Genomic DNA, 18,571 nt, shown 5'->3' with positions numbered 1-18,571 from the left:
CATCCGCAACGACAGACCGCCGGCAAGGCAGGCAGCGGAGGGGAGAGCGACAAGGAGGAGACGCGCATGGCCCGACCGGCGGTGCTGACGGTCGCTGATACGATCGCGAAGAGCTTTCTGCGCGCCGCCGAGACGCGGGGCGACAGGCCGGCTATTCGCGAGAAGAAATTCGGCATCTGGCAGCCGACCAGCTGGCGCGAGTGGCTGGAGATCTCGAAGGAGATCGCCTACGCGCTTCGCGCCTCCGGCTTTCTGCCCGGCGACGTCGCCTCCGTCATCGCCAATGCCGTGCCGGAATGGGTTCATGCCGACATGGGCATTTTGTGCGCCGGCGGTGTTTCCTCCGGAATCTATCCGACCGATGCATCGTCCCAGGTCGAGTATTTGGTCAACGATTCCCGGACCAAGGTGATCTTCGCCGAGGACGAGGAGCAGCTCGACAAGGTGCTCGCCTGCCGCGCGCGCTGTCCGTCCCTGCAAAAGATCATCGTGTTCGACATGGAGGGCCTCAGGGGCTTCTCCGACGACATGGTGATGTCGCTCGACGAGTTCCGTGCGCTCGGCCGCAACCACATGGTCGGCCGTGAGGCGTTGTGGCAGGAGATGATCGACAGCCGCAGCGCGGACGACCTTGTCATCCTCGTCTACACCTCGGGCACCACCGGCCCGCCCAAGGGCGCGATGCACGCGAACCGCAGCGTCACGCACCAGATGCGGCATGCCAACGATTTCATCTCGGCGCGGGAGGACGAAGACCGGCTGATCTTCCTTCCGCTCTGCCACGTCGCCGAGCGGGTCGCCGGCTACTACATCTCGGTCGCACTCGGCTCGGTGATGAATTTCGCCGAGAGCCCGGAGACGGTGCCGGACAATCTGCGCGAGGTGCAGCCGACCGTCTTCTTTGCGGTGCCTCGCATCTGGGAGAAGTTCTATTCCGCGATCACCATCGCGCTGAAGGACGCGACACCGCTGCAGCAATGGGTCTATCGCCGCGCCATCAAGGTCGGCTATGGCATGGTCGATTGCCGGATCGAGGGCAGGGCGCCGCCGCTCTCGCTGCGCATCGCCAACGGCATCGCCTACCGGCTCGCGTTCCGCAACATCCGCCGCATGATGGGGCTCGACCGCTGCCGCATCGCGTTCACCGGCGCTGCGCCGATCGCGCCGGAGCTGATCCGCTGGTATCTCGCGCTCGGCATCGACATGCACGAGGTCTATGGCCAGACCGAGAATTGCGGCGTCGCGACCATGATGCCGGCGGAACGCATCAAGTTCGGCTCGGTCGGCACTGCCGTGTCCTGGGGCGAGGTCGCGCTGTCGCCCGATGGCGAGATCCTGATCAAGGGCGACTTCCTGTTCATGGGCTACCTGAATCAGCCTGAGAAGACCGCCGAGACCATCGACCATCGCGGCTGGCTGCACACCGGCGACGTCGGCACCATCGACAACGAAGGTTTTGTCCGCATCACCGACCGGATGAAGGACATCATCATCACCTCCGGCGGAAAGAACGTGACGCCGTCCGAGATCGAGAACCAGCTCAAATTCTCGCCCTACATCTCGGATGCCGTGGTGATCGGCGACAAGCGGCCCTATCTGACCTGCCTCGTGATGATCGACCAGGAGAATGTCGAGAAATTCGCCCAGGACCACGACATCCCCTTCACCAACTATGCGAGCCTGTGCCGCGCGGCGGAGATCCAGGACCTGATCTGGCGCGAGATCGAAGGCGTCAACGGCAATTTCGCCCGCGTCGAGACCATCAAGAGATTTTACCTGATCGAGCGCCAGCTGACCCCGGAGGACGAGGAGCTGACGCCGACCATGAAGCTGAAGCGCGGCTTCGTGAACAAGCGCTACGCTGCCGAAATCGAGGCGATGTATCGCCAGCGCGCGGTGGCGTGACGAGCCTGCCAGTTCGAGAAAGCGAAGGAGCTGTGGCCCCCGCCCTTCGCGCCATACGGGCCCAAAGGAGAGGAGACGTCAATGTCGAAATCGTTCAGCACGTTCGGCCTTGCTGTGAGTGCGGTGGTGCTCACCTGTCTGCCGGCCGTGGCGCAAACCAAGGTCACCAACGAAGGCATCTCGGCATCCGAGATCGTCGTCGGCACCCATCAGGACCTGTCGGGGCCGATCAAGGGCTGGGGCGTGCCGGTTGCGAACGGCATGAAGATGGCGACCGACGAGATCAATGCGGCGGGTGGCATCAACGGCCGCAAGGTTCGACTGGTCGTCGAGGACAGCGGGTACGACCCGAAAAGGGCTGTGCTGGCTTCGCAAAAGCTGATCGAGCGTGACAAGATCTTCGCGATGGTGGGCCCAATGGGATCGCCGACCGTGCTCGCCGCGCAGGACATCCTGTTCGACGCCGGAGTGCTGCAGCTCTTCCCGCTGACGGCGGCCGAGTTCACCTTCAAGTTCGATCCGGCCAAGCCGCAGGAGCGGCTGAAGTTCAACAATCTGCTGCCCTATGTCGAAAGCACGCGGGCCGCGCTGAAATACATGATGGAGTGGAAGAAGTTCCAGAAGCCCTGCATCATGCATCAGGACGACGAGTACGGTAAGAACGTGCTCGACGGCTTCAACCAGCAACTGACAGCCATGAAGGTGCAGCCGGCCTCGATCACGAGCTACAAGCGTGGCGCTTCCGATTTCAGCGCGCAGGTCGCCAAGATGAAGTCCGACGGCTGCGATCTCGTCCTGCTCGGCACCATCCTCCGCGAGACCATCGGCGCGATGACGGAAGCCAAGAAGCTCGGTTGGGACGTAACCTTCCTGGGCGCCTCGCCGACCAACGTGCAGGAAGTTCCAGCATTGGGCAAGGACTCTGTTGAAGGACTCTATGCAGCGAGCCTCTTCGAGATTCCCTATGAAGACAGCGCCAAGGGCAAGGTGAAGGACTGGCTGGTCAACTACAAGAAGATGTTCAACTCCGACGCCAACACGCAGGCGATCATCGGCTACAACGCGATGATGACCTTCGCCTTCTATGCCGACAAGGCGGGCAAGGATCTGACCGGACAGAAGATGCTGGACTCGCTGGAGTCGGGCGAGAAATTCCTCGACATCTTCAACTCGCCCCCGACGAAGTTCTCCAAGACCGACCACCTCGCCAACACCATCACCCAGGTGCAGCAGGTCAAGGGCGGCCGCTGGGTGCTGGTGAAGGACAATCTGATGTTTTGATCGGATCGCTCTCGCGGCGCTGACGGTGCACCCTCTCCCCCTGCGGGAGAGGGTGGCTTCGCGAAAGCGAAGCCGGGTGAGGGGTCTCTATCCTCACGAATACTCGAGCGAGCGGAGAGAACCCCTCATCCGGCGCTTCGCGCCACCTTCTCCCGCAAGGGGAGAAGGAAGAAGGAGCGACACGCAGGGAGGGTAAGAACCTACGATCCCCCGCCCGCCGTGCCCGAATTCACCGGCGCGAGCTCGTCTTCCCGGCAGCGCCAGCCGTCGGCGGCTTTCACGAAGGCGAAGGTCCGCTGGACTCTCAGGCGGCGCGTGACGTTGAAGGCCTCGCCGGATCGCTCCTTGCTGCCGACGCCGGGCTGCGGACGGCCCGTCCTGGGGTCCCAGCAGGTGCCGGTGCAGGTGGAAGCGACCTTGCTGCACATGGTGAAGGGCGCCAGCACGACCATCTCGATCTCGCCCGTGACCTGCGCCTCCTGGTCGGTCACCTGGCTGTCGACCGCGTAGACGCGGTTGATGCGGAGGAAATTGCCGCACGAATTGGCGGCGTGAATCCGCGCGGCGCAGAAATCGACGGCATCGGTGTCGGGTGAGCGGGCCGCGACCTGCCGGCCAAACACTTTCTTCGGATCGCCCTTGGCGGCGGCGATCTCCTCGGTCTTGCGCTTCAGATGGTCGGCGAGACAATCTTCCGCGGACGAAAGCTCGGCAAGCGGCACGTTCTCCTTGCCGACGAGATTGCACTTGCGATCGCGCTCCCTCGTCCATCGGCCGTATTCGGCGAAGGCAAAGCGGGCCGCGGTCGGGTCCAGCCTGCCGATCAGGCGCAGCACCTGGCTGTTGAGCTCGGTTTCGGTGAGCGCCAGCGACGGGTCCGCGCAGATAAGCGCGCCCGCGGCCGTGTTGGCCGCGAGACAGTCGAAATCCGGATCACGTACGATTGCGGCGCGCTCTTCGGTGACCTTGAGAAGGCACGCCTTCACGCGGTCGAAATCGTCGGCCCGGATCGCGGTCTGGCCAACGATGCCGCAGCCGAGGTTGCGCTGTCGGATCCAGATCGCATTCTCCTCGATCGCGGGGAGGCGATCGGGCAGGCGGGCGAGCCGTGCCTCGATCGCCGCGCCGAGCTTTTCGGCGGCGGCGGCCAGCTCGGCGTCACCGCAGATCAATTGATTGCCGGGATCGCGGATCTGCTGGCAGTTGTTTCGGGCAAACAGCGGCAGCCTGTCGGCGATGGAGCGGTCGGATGGGCCCGATTGCGCGGAGCCTGGTGCCGCCGGCAATACCAGCAGCGCAAGCACAGACAACACGATGAACCGCATTCCAGTCGCCCCCGCAAAGGCGCCATGCTAGCGCCCCGGATCGCGCGGCGAAACCGCTTTGTGGGGAAGGTCTATGTGAGACCCGTAGCCCGGATGAAGCGCAAGCGTAATCCGGGGCCGGTGCAAGATGTGATGGCGGTCCCGGATTTCGCTTCGCTCCATCCGGGCTACAAGAAAATCAGTGCGCCTCGGGCGCGACCATCGACAACCGCACGGGTTCGTCGACATATTTCATCACGGCGGACTGGTAGAGCACGAACAGCGGCTGGTAGGTCTGCGCCGCGTCGTCCTCGACCATCGCCATGCGGCGATTGTCGAGCATCAGCCAGTGGCCGTCGAGCTTTGCTGCGGCAACCGCATGCTCTTCGCCGGCCCTGACGTCATGCACCACGACGATGCGGAGGTCCTCATTGGCGACGCCGGCGAGCCGCAGCGCGGCCAGCTTGGCGATGGCATAGTCTTCGCAATCGCCGGCGCCCCGCGCGAAGGTCGCGAGCGGCGAGCTCCAGACGTCGTCGGCGCCGTCATTGGCGGTCCGGATGGCAAGATTGATGGCGCGATTGGTCTCGCCGAGCTTCGCGCGGCCGTCGCGGCTGCGGGCCTGGTCGACGATGGCGATCAGCTTGAGCGCCGCAGGCGACGCGCAATTGTCCCGGTCGCCGTCGCACAGCGCGAGCTGCACCATGTCGTCGTCGAGCTTCTGCTTCAGCGCGAACCATTTCTGCTGGAGGCTGCCGGACGAGATGGCGAAGGCGAACACGCCGAACGGCTCGGCGGATTTGCGCACGAGGACGCCGGCTCCAGGCGACAGCAGCGTGCCGGCGCGGAGTTCGGCGGCCGATCCGAGCAGGATCAATCCGCACAGCACAAGGACAGCGCGCCAGGCGCGCGAGCGAGCAGCGGTCTCCATCTGACATCCCCTTCCGGCTTCGCCAGGTCCCCCTCGACCTGTACGTGCCGGGCTTTGTTGCTTTCGCGGAGATAGTGCGAGACGGGCCGTTTTGTTCTGCTTAATGCGCCCGGAAGGGCCCCCAAAACCGTGGGACAGGCTGAAACGGGACCGTGCAAATTGCGTAAAATTTTACGATTCGCCGGCTAGGAGCGCTCCGTCGCCGCGAAATGGAACCAATTGCAGGGAGAAGTTGCGGGCGGGCTGATTCTACCGCTTATGGCTAACAGCCCGCTATTTCACGAGTTCTGTTAGTTGGGTCACAGATTCTGCCCCGTATTTGCCGCAGGATGCTGCGGGGCACTACGAAGAAAAGATGACACAAGTATCCGTCGTTTGATTTAGACGACTGATTACTTTGGATGACTGGAAATGCGTGAAAAGAAGCCGAAAACCGACCCCGGAATATTTGAAGAATTACTTCGGCTCCTCTGTGAAAGCGCCGCCACTGGGGGACTCCTCGGGCCAAGTGATGCGAATCACACAAGCAATAGATGGTTTCGCTAAGGACTTGGTAATGCTATTCAAGCTTAGGCGGTCGTTACTTACTTAAATTTTAACTCTTTTTGCGGTGCCCGGTTGAATTACGCTGGCAAATTTGACGCCACGATTCCCCTTGATGGCGAGGGTTCCCGCTCGGCCGCGGACATTCTTGTCGATTCCTTTGCGGCCAAGCCCTTTATCGCCAAGCCCTTTGTCGCAAAGGCACACGGTCATGTGCCCGACGGCACGTTCGTTGTTCCCGATGCCAACCTGATCTTCAATGGCGAGTTCAAGCGCGCAGGTCTCGACCTCGTGCTGTCCCACGAGGGGCACGAGTTCGTCGTTCACGATTATTTCAAGGGCGACAAGCGCGCAGCGATCGCCTCGCCCGATGGCGCCCACCTCACCGGCGACGTCGTCAACGCGCTCACCGGCCATGTGCAATATGCGCAGGCCGCGCCCGGCATCGCTGCCGCGCAGGTCATCGGCCACGTCACGAAACTCTCCGGCAGCGCGACCGCGGTTCGCAACGGCGTCTCGGTCACCCTGAACAACGGCGACAATGTCGAGAAGGGCGATGTGGTCTCGACCGGTGCGGATTCGACGCTCGGCATCACCTTCATCGACGGCACCGTGTTCGGCCTGTCCTCCAATGCGCGGATGGTGCTGAACGAGATGGTCTACGACCCCAACGGGTCGAGCAATTCCTCGCTGCTGAGTCTGGTCGCGGGCACCATCACCTTCGTCGCCGGCGAGACCGCCAAGCACGGCGACATGAAGATCGACACGCCGGTCGCCACCATGGGCATCCGCGGCACGGCGGTGCTGACCCAGATCAACTTCGTCGTTCCCGCCGGCGGCGGCGATCCGCAGCCGCAGGCGAGCTTCCAGGTGCTGGTCGAGCCGAACGGCACGACGGGCTCCTACATCCTGTTCGACAAGGTCACGTTGCTGCCGATCGCGACGGTCAACCAGGCCGGCCAGATGATCCAGATCAGCGGCGGCAACGTCTCGATCACCAACGGGCTGCTGTCGCCGGACGTGCAGAAGCTGATCACGGACGTGTTCACGCTGAAGTTCACCGACAACAACACCAACACCAAGCTGACCACGAACTTCACCGACACGATCACGCAGACCAGCGACGGCCTCGTGATCAAGACGCCGGCCGGCTACGTCGCGACCGCGTTCTTCGTCAACCTCAGTCAGCAGGGATCGCAGGGGTCCGGCGATCACACGGCGCCTTTCAACCGTTACCCCGGCAAGCCTCTGTCTCAGAGCCTCGATCTCAACGGCAATGTGAAGACGGCGTTCGCGCTGGCCGAGCGCGCGGACACGACCGGCGACGCGACGCATTCCGACACGATCTCCGGCCGCATCACCTTCGTCGACCAGAACCTGGGCGATCGGCCGACGGTGAGCATAAACCTCGCCGAAGCGCCGAACTACGTCTACAAGAGTGCCGGCCAGGACGTCACCGGCACGCTCTCTGCACTCCAGAAGCAGGATATCGCGGCGACGCAGATCCAGATCAGCGTCGTCGCCGATGCTGGCAACAACAACAACGGCTCGGCGGTCTGGACCTACACGGTCCCCGACCACGTCTTCGACTTCCTCGCGGCCGGCGAAACGCTGACGCTGACCTACATGGTCCGCGTCGACAACAATTTCTCGGTCAGTCCTGAGACCACCGTCATCCAGATCACCATCACGATCACCGGCACCAACGACAAGCCGGTGATCACGACCAGCGTTCCGACCATCACCTTCGAAGGCGGCACCAGCGTGCCGGGCGGACCGCTCACCAGCGATGTGCCGACGACGGGCACGCTGAGCTTCGACGACGTCGATCTCACCGACAAGCATACGGTGTCGGTGGCGCTGACCAGCGCGACCCTGCCCGATGGCACCGTTCCGCCGGGCCCGCTCGCGGCGTTCCAGAGCGCGATGTCGGTCGCGATCGCGGCGGGCGCCGACAGCACCGGGGATGGCACCGGCACCATCAGCTGGTCGCTGGCCGATCTGCCGGTCTATCTCGCCGACTTCATCCCGAAGGGCGAGGTCCTGACGCTGGTCTACACCGTGACGCTGACGGATTCGCAAGGCGCGACCTCGCAGCAGACCATCACCGTCACCATCACCGGCACCGACGCGCCCGCGGTGGTGTGGATCGCGACCGACAAGGCCGGCGCTCCCTCCGGCGGCTTCTGGAAGGACGCGGCGAACTGGGCAACCGGTACGGTCCCGACCATCAATGACGACGTCATCGTCATCACCGATCAGCTGCACGGCCTGACGCCGTCCTATCCGGTGACGATCGACACCGCGGCCTACGCCAAGTCGCTGACGATGAACGATTTCGGCGGCCCGCCGCCGAAGGTGATCGTCCAGAGCTCGCTGACGATATCAGGCGCGCTCAACATGGGCGCCGATTCGATCCTCTCGACCGCCGCGACCGGAACGATGTCGGTCGGCGGCAAGGCCGAGATTCTGGGCACGAGCGTGCTCACCAATGCCGGCTATCTGACGCTCGCGAGCGGCGGCGATTTCGCCAGCGGCACCACGATCACCAATTCCGGCACGATCGAGCTGTCCGGCGGCACGCTGAAGACGCTCGCCACGATCCACAATGCCGGCGGCTTGCTGAGGGCCGATGCCGGCGCGACGCTGATCGTCGATACCGCGACGGTCGATGGCGGCACCGTCAGCATTTTGGGCACGCTGGAGCTCGACGGCGCCAGCCTGATCGAGAACGGCACGCTGAACAATTCCGGCACCGTCAACGTCAAGGGTGCGGTCGAGTTCGCCCACGAGACCGTGTCCAACACCGCGGCCGGTGTGATCGAGGTGCTGGCCAACGGCTGGCTGACGATCCATCAGGGCTCCAGCGTTATCAATGACGGCCAGATCACGGTCGATGCCAGCGGCAAGCTGATCGTCAGCAATGCGACCATCGACGGAGCTGGTGCGGTGATCGGCACCATCGGCGGTGATGACGAGGGGGGGCCCGTCGTCAACGCCGGCATTCGCGGCGCAGGCACGATTACCAACAACGGCGAGATCGATCTGACCGGCGATGCCGTCCTGAGCGGCGGCATTCTGAATAACAACGCCGTCGTCAAGGCGAGCGGTGCGCGCAATGCGCTCAGCAATGAGACCGTCATAAATGCCGGTATCATCGAAGTGCTCGCCAACGGCGCGCTCGCGATCGATCAGGGCTCGACCGTCGACAATTCGGCCGGCGACGTCATCGTCGACGGCAATGCGGTGCTGACGCTGGACGACGCCACGATCAGCGGCGGCGCCATCAAGGGTGCCGGCACGATCGACGTCACCGGCGCCAGCAAGATCGACAACGGGGCTACGGTCAGCATCAGCGCCCTCACGGTCGAGGGCGACGTCACGCTGGCGCTCGACGACGCGACCGTTTCGGGCACCGCAATCGTCAATCACGGCACCGTCAATGTCGATGCGGGCAAGACGCTGACGTTGAACGGTGCGAGCCTGGCCGGCGGCACGCTTGCCATCGCCGGCACGCTGGAATCGACCGGCGCGAGCGCCATCGACAACGCCGACGTCGACAATACTGGCACGATCTCCGTCACCAGCGGCACGCTGACGATCGATCCCGGCATCCTCCACGCCATCACCAATCACGGTCTGATCGAGGCCGTGACCGGCGGCACGCTGAAGCTCACGGCCGCCACCATCGCCAACGCCGGTGGCATCATTTCGGTCGACGGCGCGTCAAAACTCTATCTGACCGACGTTTCGATCAACGGCGGCAGCGTGACCAATGCCGGCAATCTCTATAGCGTCGCCGGCCTCAACACGATCACGGGCGGCGTCACCAACACTGGCACCATCGAAGTCCAGAGCGGCACGCTCAACCTGTCCGGCGGCATCACCGGCGCGGGCACGCTGATCATCGACGACAACACGACGCTGGAGCTCGGTGGTGCGGACGCGCAGACCGTCACCTTCACCGGCGGCACCAATACGCTCGAGCTCGACAAGACGAGCCATGCCTTTACCGGCACCATCGCCGGTCAGGCGACGACCGGCGGAACCTTCACGGTCACCGGCGATGCCGACATCAATTCGGGCAAGGGCGACGCGCTCGACTTCACCGCTTCGGGCGGGACGATCGGCCATCGTGGCAACATCATACTGACCCCGAGCGGTACGCTGACCGGCGCGACCAACGGCATTGTCGTCACTCAGAACGGCATCGGCGACGTCTCGCTGACGACGTCAGGCGACATCACCGGCCAGACCGGCAACGGCATCGTGCTGCATGACGGCGCGAACGGGGCAGGCGATATCACGGCGACGATCGGCGGCGGCGTTTCCGGCGCGGTCGGTCTCGACATCGTCTCCCATGGCAACGGCGCAGTCACCGTCACCAACAACGGGCACATCACCGGCACGACCTCGTTCGGCATCAATGTCGACCAGGACGATGCGGGCGCGACCGGCTCGACGCACATCACCAACACCGGCTCCGTGGCCGGCGCTGATGGCGTCGCTGCGATCTCCATCCAGGAGAACGGCACCGGCACTGCGACGATCGACAATTCCGGCACCATCGGGACAGCCGATGCCGGCAGTGTGACCTCATCGACCTATGCGATCGTCGAGACTGGCGGCGAGATCACGATCAACAACACCGGCCACATCAACGGCAACATTTCGGTCGCCACCGCCACGTTCAATAACAACGCAGGCGGCACCTGGACAGTCGCCGGTAGCGGCGTGTTCGGCGATGCGTCCTCGATCGTCAACCACGGCGACATCGATCTGCACGGGGCCTCGATTTCCGGGACCGGGCTGAGCATCGCGAATTATGCGACCATCGGTAGCTGGGGCACGGCGTCGATCTCGGGCACCATCACCAATACCGGAACCATCGAGGTCCATGGCGGGGACCTGACGCTGTTCGGCTCGCTATCGGGCACCGGGTCGGTCACCGTCGATGCCGGCGCGCTGCTGACGCTCGAGGGTACGGTTTCGCAAACGATCACGCTCGCCGGCGACGGCGCCCATCTTCAGATTGATACGTCGACGTTTGGCGGATCGATCGCGGCGCTGTCCGCGACCGACACGATCGACCTGTCCACCATCAAGTACGGGTCCGACACCAGCGCCGTCTATGTCGCCAATGCCGATCCCGCGACCGGCGGTGTGCTGACGGTCACCGGTGACGACGGCCAGAGCATCAGCCTGAAGCTGACCGGCGCCGATTACAGCCACGCGCATTTCGCCGGCAGCGATGACGGCACCGGCCACACGCTGATCACGATCAACGCAGAGGACGATGCGCCGACCTTCACCACCACGGATGTGGCGCAGCTGACCGCAAGCTTCTTCGAGCAGCCCGATACCACCGCGTCCTCGACGCTCGACCCGTCGCCGGCCGCGACCGGCTCGATCGACTTCAAGGACATCGACCTGACCGACCGGCCGACGGCGGAGATTACGGACCAATCCGTGACCTGGCTCGATGCCGACGGCACGACTCACCTCGCGCTGACCGGCCAGGAAGCCGCGCTCGAGCACGCCCTGACACTGCTGCCACAGACCGGCAACAAGAACAACGGCGCGATCGGCTGGAGCTATTCGGTCGCCGACGGCGCGCTGGATTTCCTCGGCAAGGACCAGACCGCGAAAATCGTCTCCACCATCACGCTCGATGACCACGCGGGCCAGAAGACCACGGCCGAAGTCACCATCACGATCACCGGCACGAACGACGCGCCGGTGATCAACACCGACCAGATCAGCGTCACGCAGGAAGGCGACAAGGTCTTCGTCCACGGCCTCTCAGTCACCGACGTCGATGCCGGCGCCCATGAAACGTTCACGCTCGCCGCGACGGCGGCCTCCGGCAGCTGTGTCGATCCCCCATCGGCGGGCGACACGTTGGCCGACGTCAACTCGGCACTCCAGGCGCTGGCCTATGCCGAGCCGAACGGGCCCGCGACGGACCAGGTTGCGGTGACGGTGACCGACGGCCATGGCGCGAGTGACAAGGTCAACCTGATCTTCAACCTGACCGGGGAAGGTCCGGTGACTCTCGCCGGCACGGCCGACAAGGACGTGTTCTTCGGCACCGGCTATCAGGACCAGTTCGTATTCGCGGCCGGTTCGAACCACGACACGATCCTGAACTTCACCTCGGGTACGGACAAGATCGACCTGTCGGCCGTGGTGACGACTTCCGATCCTCAGAGCTGGATCAATCAGCACGTGACCGCGTCAGGGGCGGCGGACACCCTGATCACGATCAACGCGACGGACAGCATCCTCCTGAAGGGCGTCGCCCACGTCCAGGCGAGTGACTTCATCGTCCATGCCTGATGGCCGCTTCTGGCGCCGCGACCGCCTGCAGATCCGCTGCCGTTCGCCGCGAAAGCGTGATATCCAAGCCGAATGAAACGTCTGAAGATCCTGCGGCGGTGGTTTGCGCGGAAGCTCGGCTTCGCGCGGCTGATGTGCCTTGCGCTGCTGGTCTTGTTCGCCGGCGCGCGCCTGTGGGATCCGCCGCCAATCCAGGAATTGCGGCTGCGCACCTTCGACATGTTTCAGTTGATTGATCCGCGCCACAAGATGGCGCGGCCGGTCACCATCGTCGACATCGACGACAAGAGCCTCGCCAAGCTCGGCCAGTGGCCGTGGCCGCGCACGCGGATCGCGGACCTGATCCAGAACCTCACCAGTAACGGCGCGGTGACGATCGGCTTCGACATGGTGTTCTCCGAAGCCGACCGGCTCAACCCCGATCTGGTCGCGAGCCAGATGCGCGATCTGGACGATGCCACCCGCGCCAGGCTGCGCGAGCTGCCGACCAACGACCAGGTCCTCTCCGAAGCGATCAAGCGCTCGCGCGTGGTGCTTGGCGAGACCGGACAGCCGGCCATTTCGTCCGAGATCGACAAGACGCTTCCCTTCACCGGCGTGGCGACGGTCGGGGAGGAGGGCGCCGAACGCTTCCTGTTCGAATTCCCCGGCCTGCTGCGCAACGTGCCCGTCATCGAGAAGGTCGCCACCGGCCGGGGCCTGTTCTCGATCAAGACCGAGCGCGACGGCATGATCCGCCGCGTGCCGTTGATCATGCGCGCCCAGGGCAACATCATGCCCTCGCTCAGCCTCGAGATTTTGCGAGTGGTGACCGGCACGCCGACGCTGCTGGTCCGGACCGACAAGACTGGCGTGCGGGCCGTGCGCCTCAAGGGCGTGGAGATTCCGACCGACAAGAACGGCCAGCTCTGGGTGCACTATGCCCGCCAGGATCCCTCGATCTACATCTCGGCGGCCGACGTGCTCGACAACACCGTGCCGCCCGCCAGGATCGCCGGCAAGCTGGTGCTGGTCGGCACGTCCGCGGTCGGGTTGAACGACCTCAAGACCACGCCGGTGTCATCGACCATGCCGGGCGTCGAGATCCATGCCCAGGTGCTGGAGAGTGTGCTCAGCGGCGCGGTGATCTCGCAGCCGAACTATGCGCTCGGCGTCGAGCTGATCGCCGCGCTCGTGATCGGTCTGCTCGTCATCATTTTCACGCCGAATCTCGGCCCTGTCCGTCTGGTGCTCGCGGGCGCGATGTTCGCCGCCATCCTGGTCGGCGTGTCCTGGTTCTTCTATGCGCAGCGCCGCTATCTCATCGACTTCACCTATCCGCTGCTCTCGACCACCGCGATCTATCTGACACTGATCTTCGCCAGCTTCGTGCGCGAGCAGCGTCAGCGCGTGCAGATCCGCGGCATGTTCGCGCAATACATGTCGCCCGTCCTGGTCGAGCAGCTCGCGCAGTCGCCCGAAAAGCTCGTGCTCGGCGGCGAGGAGCGCGAGATGACGATCATGTTCTCCGACGTGCGCGGCTTCACCACGATCTCGGAGAGCTACAAGCAGGATCCGCAAGGCCTGATCGCGCTGATGAACCGCTTCCTGACGCCGCTGACCGACGTCATCATCGATCAGAAGGGCTACATCGACAAGTACATGGGCGACGCCATCATGGCGTTCTGGAACGCGCCGCTCGACGATGCCGATCACGAGGTCAACGCCTGCGAGGCCGCGATCCAGATGCTGGAGCAGATCGACGCCGTCAACAAGGAGCGCGAGCGGGAGGCCGCCGACGGCGGTCACGTCTACATCCCGCTCAATGTCGGCATCGGCCTCAACACCGGCATCGGCGTCGTCGGCAACATGGGCTCCGACCTGAAGAAGAACTATTCGGTGCTCGGCGACAGCGTGAACCTCGCCTCGCGCCTGGAGGGACAGTCGAAGGAATACGGTTTCCCGATCATCGTCGGCTCCAGGACCGCGCTCGCCGCCAAGGACAAGTTCGCGATCCTCGAGCTCGACTTCATCATGGTCAAGGGCAAGACCGAGCCCGAGGTGATCTACGCCATCGCCGGCCGCGAGGACGTGATGCATTCGGGCGCCTTCCAGCGCCTGCGCAACGTCACCATCGAGATGCTCGGCTGCTACCGCGGCCGCGACTGGCAGGGCGCGCTGGACGCGATCGAGCGCGGCCGCCGCAGCGAGGACGCCGACACGCTGGAAAAGCTGTTCAAGCTGTACGAGGCGCGGATCAAGGAATTCCAGGTCAATCCGCCGGCGGAGGGATGGACCGGGGCGTATGCGCTGCTGACCAAGTAGCGGTGCGGCGCTGCACACTCACTGTCGCCCCCGCCTATGCGGGGACCCATACCCCCAGGGAGATGTTATCGCGCGAGCAGGTAACCTCGAGTCTTCGCCAAACCACTCCCTGTGGTTATGGGTCCCGGGCTCGCGACTACGTCGCGCCCCGGGACGACAGCGGTGTTTGACGCGGTAGCTTGGCGCCACGCTACCTGCGCCAAACATCAACTCCCGTAGGGTGGGCAAAGGCGCGTTAGCGCTGTGCCCACCACATCTCCTCGCGCCGGCCTAAGGTGGTGGGCACGCTTCCGCTTTGCCCACCCTACGACACCGGCGTTTACCGCCCCCTCATTCCGTCCCGATCGTCGTCAGATCCTGGAACCAGTGCTGCGCCTGCACGAACTGCTTGATCTTCGGCGACAGCGCATGCGGGTTGGTGTCGTGGACGACCCAGACCAGCACGGCATCGTCGACGATCAGCGCGTGCGCCTGGGCGATCAGATCGTCCTGCTTGGCGGTGTCGAACGTCTGCTTGGCCTCGCTGATCAGAGCGTCGACCTTCGGGTTCTTGTAGCCGCCCCAGTTGACGCCGACAGGCGCGATCTGGTCGGAGGCGAAGAAGCGGACGATGGCGTAGAGCGGGTCCGAGGTGACATAGGCGATGTTGTTGGCGGTGATGCCGGCGTTCATCTCGTCGGCCGCGCCCTTGCGCCAATGCGTATATAATGTCTCGAGCTCGACCACCTTGAAGTCGATGTCGATGCCGATCTCCTTGAAGCTCTGCTGCAGGAATTCGTTCATCGGCAGCGACAGCATCTGGCCGGTGCCGCCCTGGGCGATGATGAAAGTGGCCTTCAGCGGTTTCGCCTTGGAGTAGCCGGCCTCTTCGACCAGTTTCTTGGCCGCGGCCAGATCATATTTCAGCTCGAAGCTCGGTTTGCCGAACCACGGGCTCGACGGGTCGACCTGGCCCTTGGCCGGTTTTGCGAGACCGTTCATCAGGCCCACCACCGCCTCGCGATCGATCGCGAGGTTCAGCGCCTTGCGCAGGCGGATGTCGGTCCAGGGTGAGCCCGGCAGCACGCTGAGATGATAATTCCAGACATGTGGCGTGACGTTGTCGACGATCTTCATGCCGGCCGCCTTCAGCTGCGGCACGGCATCCGGCGCCGGCGTCTCGATCAGGTCCACCTGGCCTGCGAGCAGCGCATTGGTGCGCGTCAGCGCTTCCGGCATCGGCACCAGCACGATCTTGTCGGCCTTCGGAATGCGCTTCTTGTTCCAGTAGTCCGGATTCTTCGTGAGCTCCGCGAGCTCGCGCGGCACGAGCTTGGTCAATTTGAACGGACCGGTGCCGGAGGGCTGGCTCGCGAACTTGTCCCAATCCTTGCCGAGCTTCTCGTATTGCGCCGGGCTCGAGACCAGGAACCACAGCATCTGATAGGGAAAGAAGGAATCGACCGTCTTGGTCGTGATCTCCACCGTGAAATCGTCGATCTTTGCGTAGCTCGCGACCGAGGGCAGGCGGGTCTTCACCTGCGCGCTCTGCCGCTTGTCGAATTGCGGCGCCTTGTCGTTGAGCACCTTGTCCAGATTCCAGATCACCGCGTCGGCATTGAACTCGCTGCCGTCGTGAAACTTCACGCCCTTGCGCAAGGTGAAGCGCCACTTGGTCTTGTCGGCATCATCCACCTTCCATTCGGTGGCGAGCCCGGGCACCAGCTTGCCGGGGCGGTCGGCAACGTCCATCTCCCAGGCCACCAGCGGATCGTAGATGGTGTACGCCGTGAACTGATAGGCGCCGGCACCGCGATCGGGCTGGCCCGTCGTCAGCGGGATGTCCGCCATCGAGATGCCGTAGCGCACCACCGACTCGGCGCGCGCCGGGATTGCGAATGACGCCAGCGCGAGCACGGCGAGACAGGTCGTTAAACGAATACGCATGGCCTAAGGCTCCCAGGGGAAAATCGGGGCCGAACCTGCAATCTTGATGCCAGAATAGGCAGCGCAGTGCTCGTGTCCGCGCCTGATCACAAGGACTTGTCGTCGTAGGGGCAATTGGCAGAATTAATTTCCCCATTGGCATAGCCATTGCATACGTTTGCATCAAAATTAATCATCGAAAGCCGGAAAAGGACTGAAGTAATGCTTATCAAGAAGAACACGACCCGCGCGGCGCTGATCGCGTTGCTGGCGCTCGGCAGCGCGGCCGCATGGCCGCGTGCGGCCAGCGCGGAAACCGTGCTGCGCATCGGCATGACCGCTGCCGATATTCCGCGCACATTGGGCCAGCCCGATCAGGGTTTTGAAGGCAACCGCTTCACCGGCCTCACCATGTACGACGCGCTCACGGGCTGGGACCTGTCCTCGGCCGACAAGGCGAGCGTGGTGATTCCGGGCCTTGCGACCGAGTGGAAGGTCGACGATGCCGACAAGACCAAGTGGGTCTTCAAGCTGCGCCCCGGCGTCACCTTCCATGACGGCTCGCCGTTCAATGCCGACGCCGTGGTGTGGAACGTCGAGAAGGTGCTGAAGCAGGATGCGCCGCAGTTCGACGCCAGCCAGGTCGGCGTCACCGCGTCGCGCATGCCGACGCTGGCCTCCGCGAGGAAGATCGACGACATGACGGTCGAGCTCACCACCAAGGAGCCGGACAGCTTCCTGCCGATCAACCTCACCAACCTGTTCATGGCGAGCCCGGCGAAGTGGCAGCATTTCTACGACAAGGCGGAAGGCGCCGATGCCAAGGCGAAGTCGCAGGCTGCGTGGACCGCGTTCGCCAAGGACGCCGCGGGCACCGGCCCGTGGAAGATGGCAAGCTTCACCCCGCGCGAGCGGCTCGAACTGGTGAAGAACGCGAGCTACTGGAACAAGGATCGCGTGCCCAAGGTCGACAAGATGGTGCTCTTGCCGATGCCGGAGGCGAACGCGCGCACCGCGGCGCTGCTCTCGGGGCAGGTCGATTGGGTCGAGGCGCCGGCGCCGGACGCGCTGCCCGAGCTCAAGCAGCGCGGCTTCAAGCTCTACGCCAACGAGCAGCCGCATGTCTGGCCGTGGCAGTTCTCGCGCGTCGAGGGCTCGCCCTGGAACGACATCCGCGTCCGCAAGGCTGCCAACCTCTGCGTCGACCGTGAAGGCCTCAAGGACGGCCTGCTCGCGGGGCTCATGGTGCCGGCGAGCGGCACGTTCGAGCCCGGCCATCCCTGGCGCGGCAGTCCGACCTTCCAGATCAAGTATGACAAGGCGGCTGCGCAAAAGCTGATGCAGGAGGCCGGCTTCGGCCCGAACAAGAAGCTGACGGTGAAGATCCAGACCTCTGCGTCGGGCTCGGGCCAGATGCAGCCGCTGCCGATGAACGAGTATCTCCAGCAGGCGCTCGCCGAATGCTATTTCGACGTGAAGCTCGACGTCATCGAGTGGAACACGCTGTTCACCAACTGGCGCCGCGGCGCCAAGGATCCCAGCGCCAACGGCTCGAACGCGACCAACGTCACCTATGCGGCGATGGACCCGTTCTTCGCGCTGGTGCGCTTCCTGCAATCGGGCATGGCGCCGCCGGTCTCGAACAATTGGGGTTTCATCAACAACCCCAAGTTCGACGATCTCGTGAAGAAGGCGCGCCAGACCTTCGACCCCGCCGCGCGTGACGCCGCCCTCGCCGAGCTGCACGCGGCCTCCGTCGACGATGCTGCCTTCCTCTACGTCGCCCACGACGTCGGCCCCCGCGCCATCAGCCCGAAGGTGACGGGCGTCGTGCAGCCCAAGAGCTGGTTCATCGACTTCTCGCTGGTGTCGATGCAGTAGTGAGCTGCTAGCAACGTACTCGCTGCACCCTCTCCCCTTGTGGGAGAGGGTGGCTTCGCTTCAGCGAAGCCGGGTGAGGGGTCTCTCTCCGCGAGCGACCCTCTCCCTCATTCGATAACGCTGTATCTGCGGATAGATACCCCTCATCCGGCGCGCTGATCGCGCGCCACCTTCTCCC

Annotated in this window: 8 protein-coding genes; 5 read left to right on the top strand and 3 right to left on the bottom strand. The window is 64.1% G+C overall.

Annotated elements, in window-relative coordinates; translation table 11 throughout:
* Positions 1-66 precede the first annotated feature (66 nt).
* Together BJ6T_RS41150 and BJ6T_RS41145 are read left to right on the top strand one after the other, a co-directional pair.
* The gene (locus tag BJ6T_RS41150) at positions 67-1,905 is read left to right on the top strand and encodes an AMP-dependent synthetase/ligase (protein WP_028170400.1); all 1,839 of its coding nucleotides are present in this window, start codon (positions 67-69) and stop codon (positions 1,903-1,905) included.
* An 81-nt stretch (positions 1,906-1,986) separates the two neighbouring features.
* Positions 1,987-3,186, top strand: coding sequence for an ABC transporter substrate-binding protein (locus BJ6T_RS41145; RefSeq protein ID WP_014498437.1), 1,200 nt, complete (start codon positions 1,987-1,989; stop codon positions 3,184-3,186).
* 200 nt (positions 3,187-3,386) lie between these two features.
* On the opposite strand, the gene BJ6T_RS41140 is transcribed toward BJ6T_RS41145, so the two are convergent.
* Both BJ6T_RS41140 and BJ6T_RS41135 read right to left on the bottom strand, forming a co-directional pair.
* Positions 3,387-4,511 carry a lysozyme inhibitor LprI family protein gene (locus tag BJ6T_RS41140; RefSeq protein WP_014498436.1) on the bottom strand — a complete coding sequence of 375 codons (1,125 nt, stop codon included), beginning with the start codon at positions 4,509-4,511 and terminating at the stop codon, positions 3,387-3,389.
* A 178-nt stretch (positions 4,512-4,689) separates the two neighbouring features.
* Positions 4,690-5,421 carry a transglutaminase-like cysteine peptidase gene (locus tag BJ6T_RS41135; RefSeq protein WP_014498435.1) on the bottom strand — a complete coding sequence of 244 codons (732 nt, stop codon included), beginning with the start codon at positions 5,419-5,421 and terminating at the stop codon, positions 4,690-4,692.
* A 618-nt stretch (positions 5,422-6,039) separates the two neighbouring features.
* Here BJ6T_RS41135 and BJ6T_RS41130 point away from each other — a divergent pair.
* Both BJ6T_RS41130 and BJ6T_RS41125 read left to right on the top strand, forming a co-directional pair.
* A complete protein-coding gene (locus BJ6T_RS41130; RefSeq protein ID WP_014498434.1) occupies positions 6,040-12,303 on the top strand; it encodes a VCBS domain-containing protein in 6,264 nt (2,087 codons plus the stop codon).
* Between the two features lie 72 nt (positions 12,304-12,375).
* Positions 12,376-14,607 (top strand): CHASE2 domain-containing protein, encoded by a 2,232-nt coding sequence (locus BJ6T_RS41125; protein ID WP_014498433.1) that lies wholly within the window; start codon positions 12,376-12,378, stop codon positions 14,605-14,607.
* Between the two features lie 330 nt (positions 14,608-14,937).
* Here the strand turns inward: BJ6T_RS41125 and BJ6T_RS41120 are convergent, their stop codons facing one another.
* Positions 14,938-16,533: an ABC transporter substrate-binding protein gene (locus tag BJ6T_RS41120; RefSeq protein WP_014498432.1), complete on the bottom strand. Its 1,596-nt coding sequence runs from the start codon at positions 16,531-16,533 to the stop codon at positions 14,938-14,940.
* A gap of 201 nt (positions 16,534-16,734) precedes the next feature.
* Here BJ6T_RS41120 and BJ6T_RS41115 point away from each other — a divergent pair, with 201 nt between their 5' ends.
* On the top strand, positions 16,735-18,393 hold the full coding sequence (locus BJ6T_RS41115; protein WP_014498431.1) for an ABC transporter substrate-binding protein: 1,659 nt from the start codon (positions 16,735-16,737) through the stop codon (positions 18,391-18,393).
* Positions 18,394-18,571 lie beyond the last annotated feature (178 nt).

This window comes from Bradyrhizobium japonicum USDA 6, from assembly GCF_000284375.1.
Classification (GTDB): Bacteria; Pseudomonadota; Alphaproteobacteria; order Rhizobiales; family Xanthobacteraceae; genus Bradyrhizobium; species Bradyrhizobium japonicum.
The sequence above is the reverse complement of the archived record's forward strand: the minus strand, read 5'-3'. Positions and strand labels throughout refer to the sequence as shown.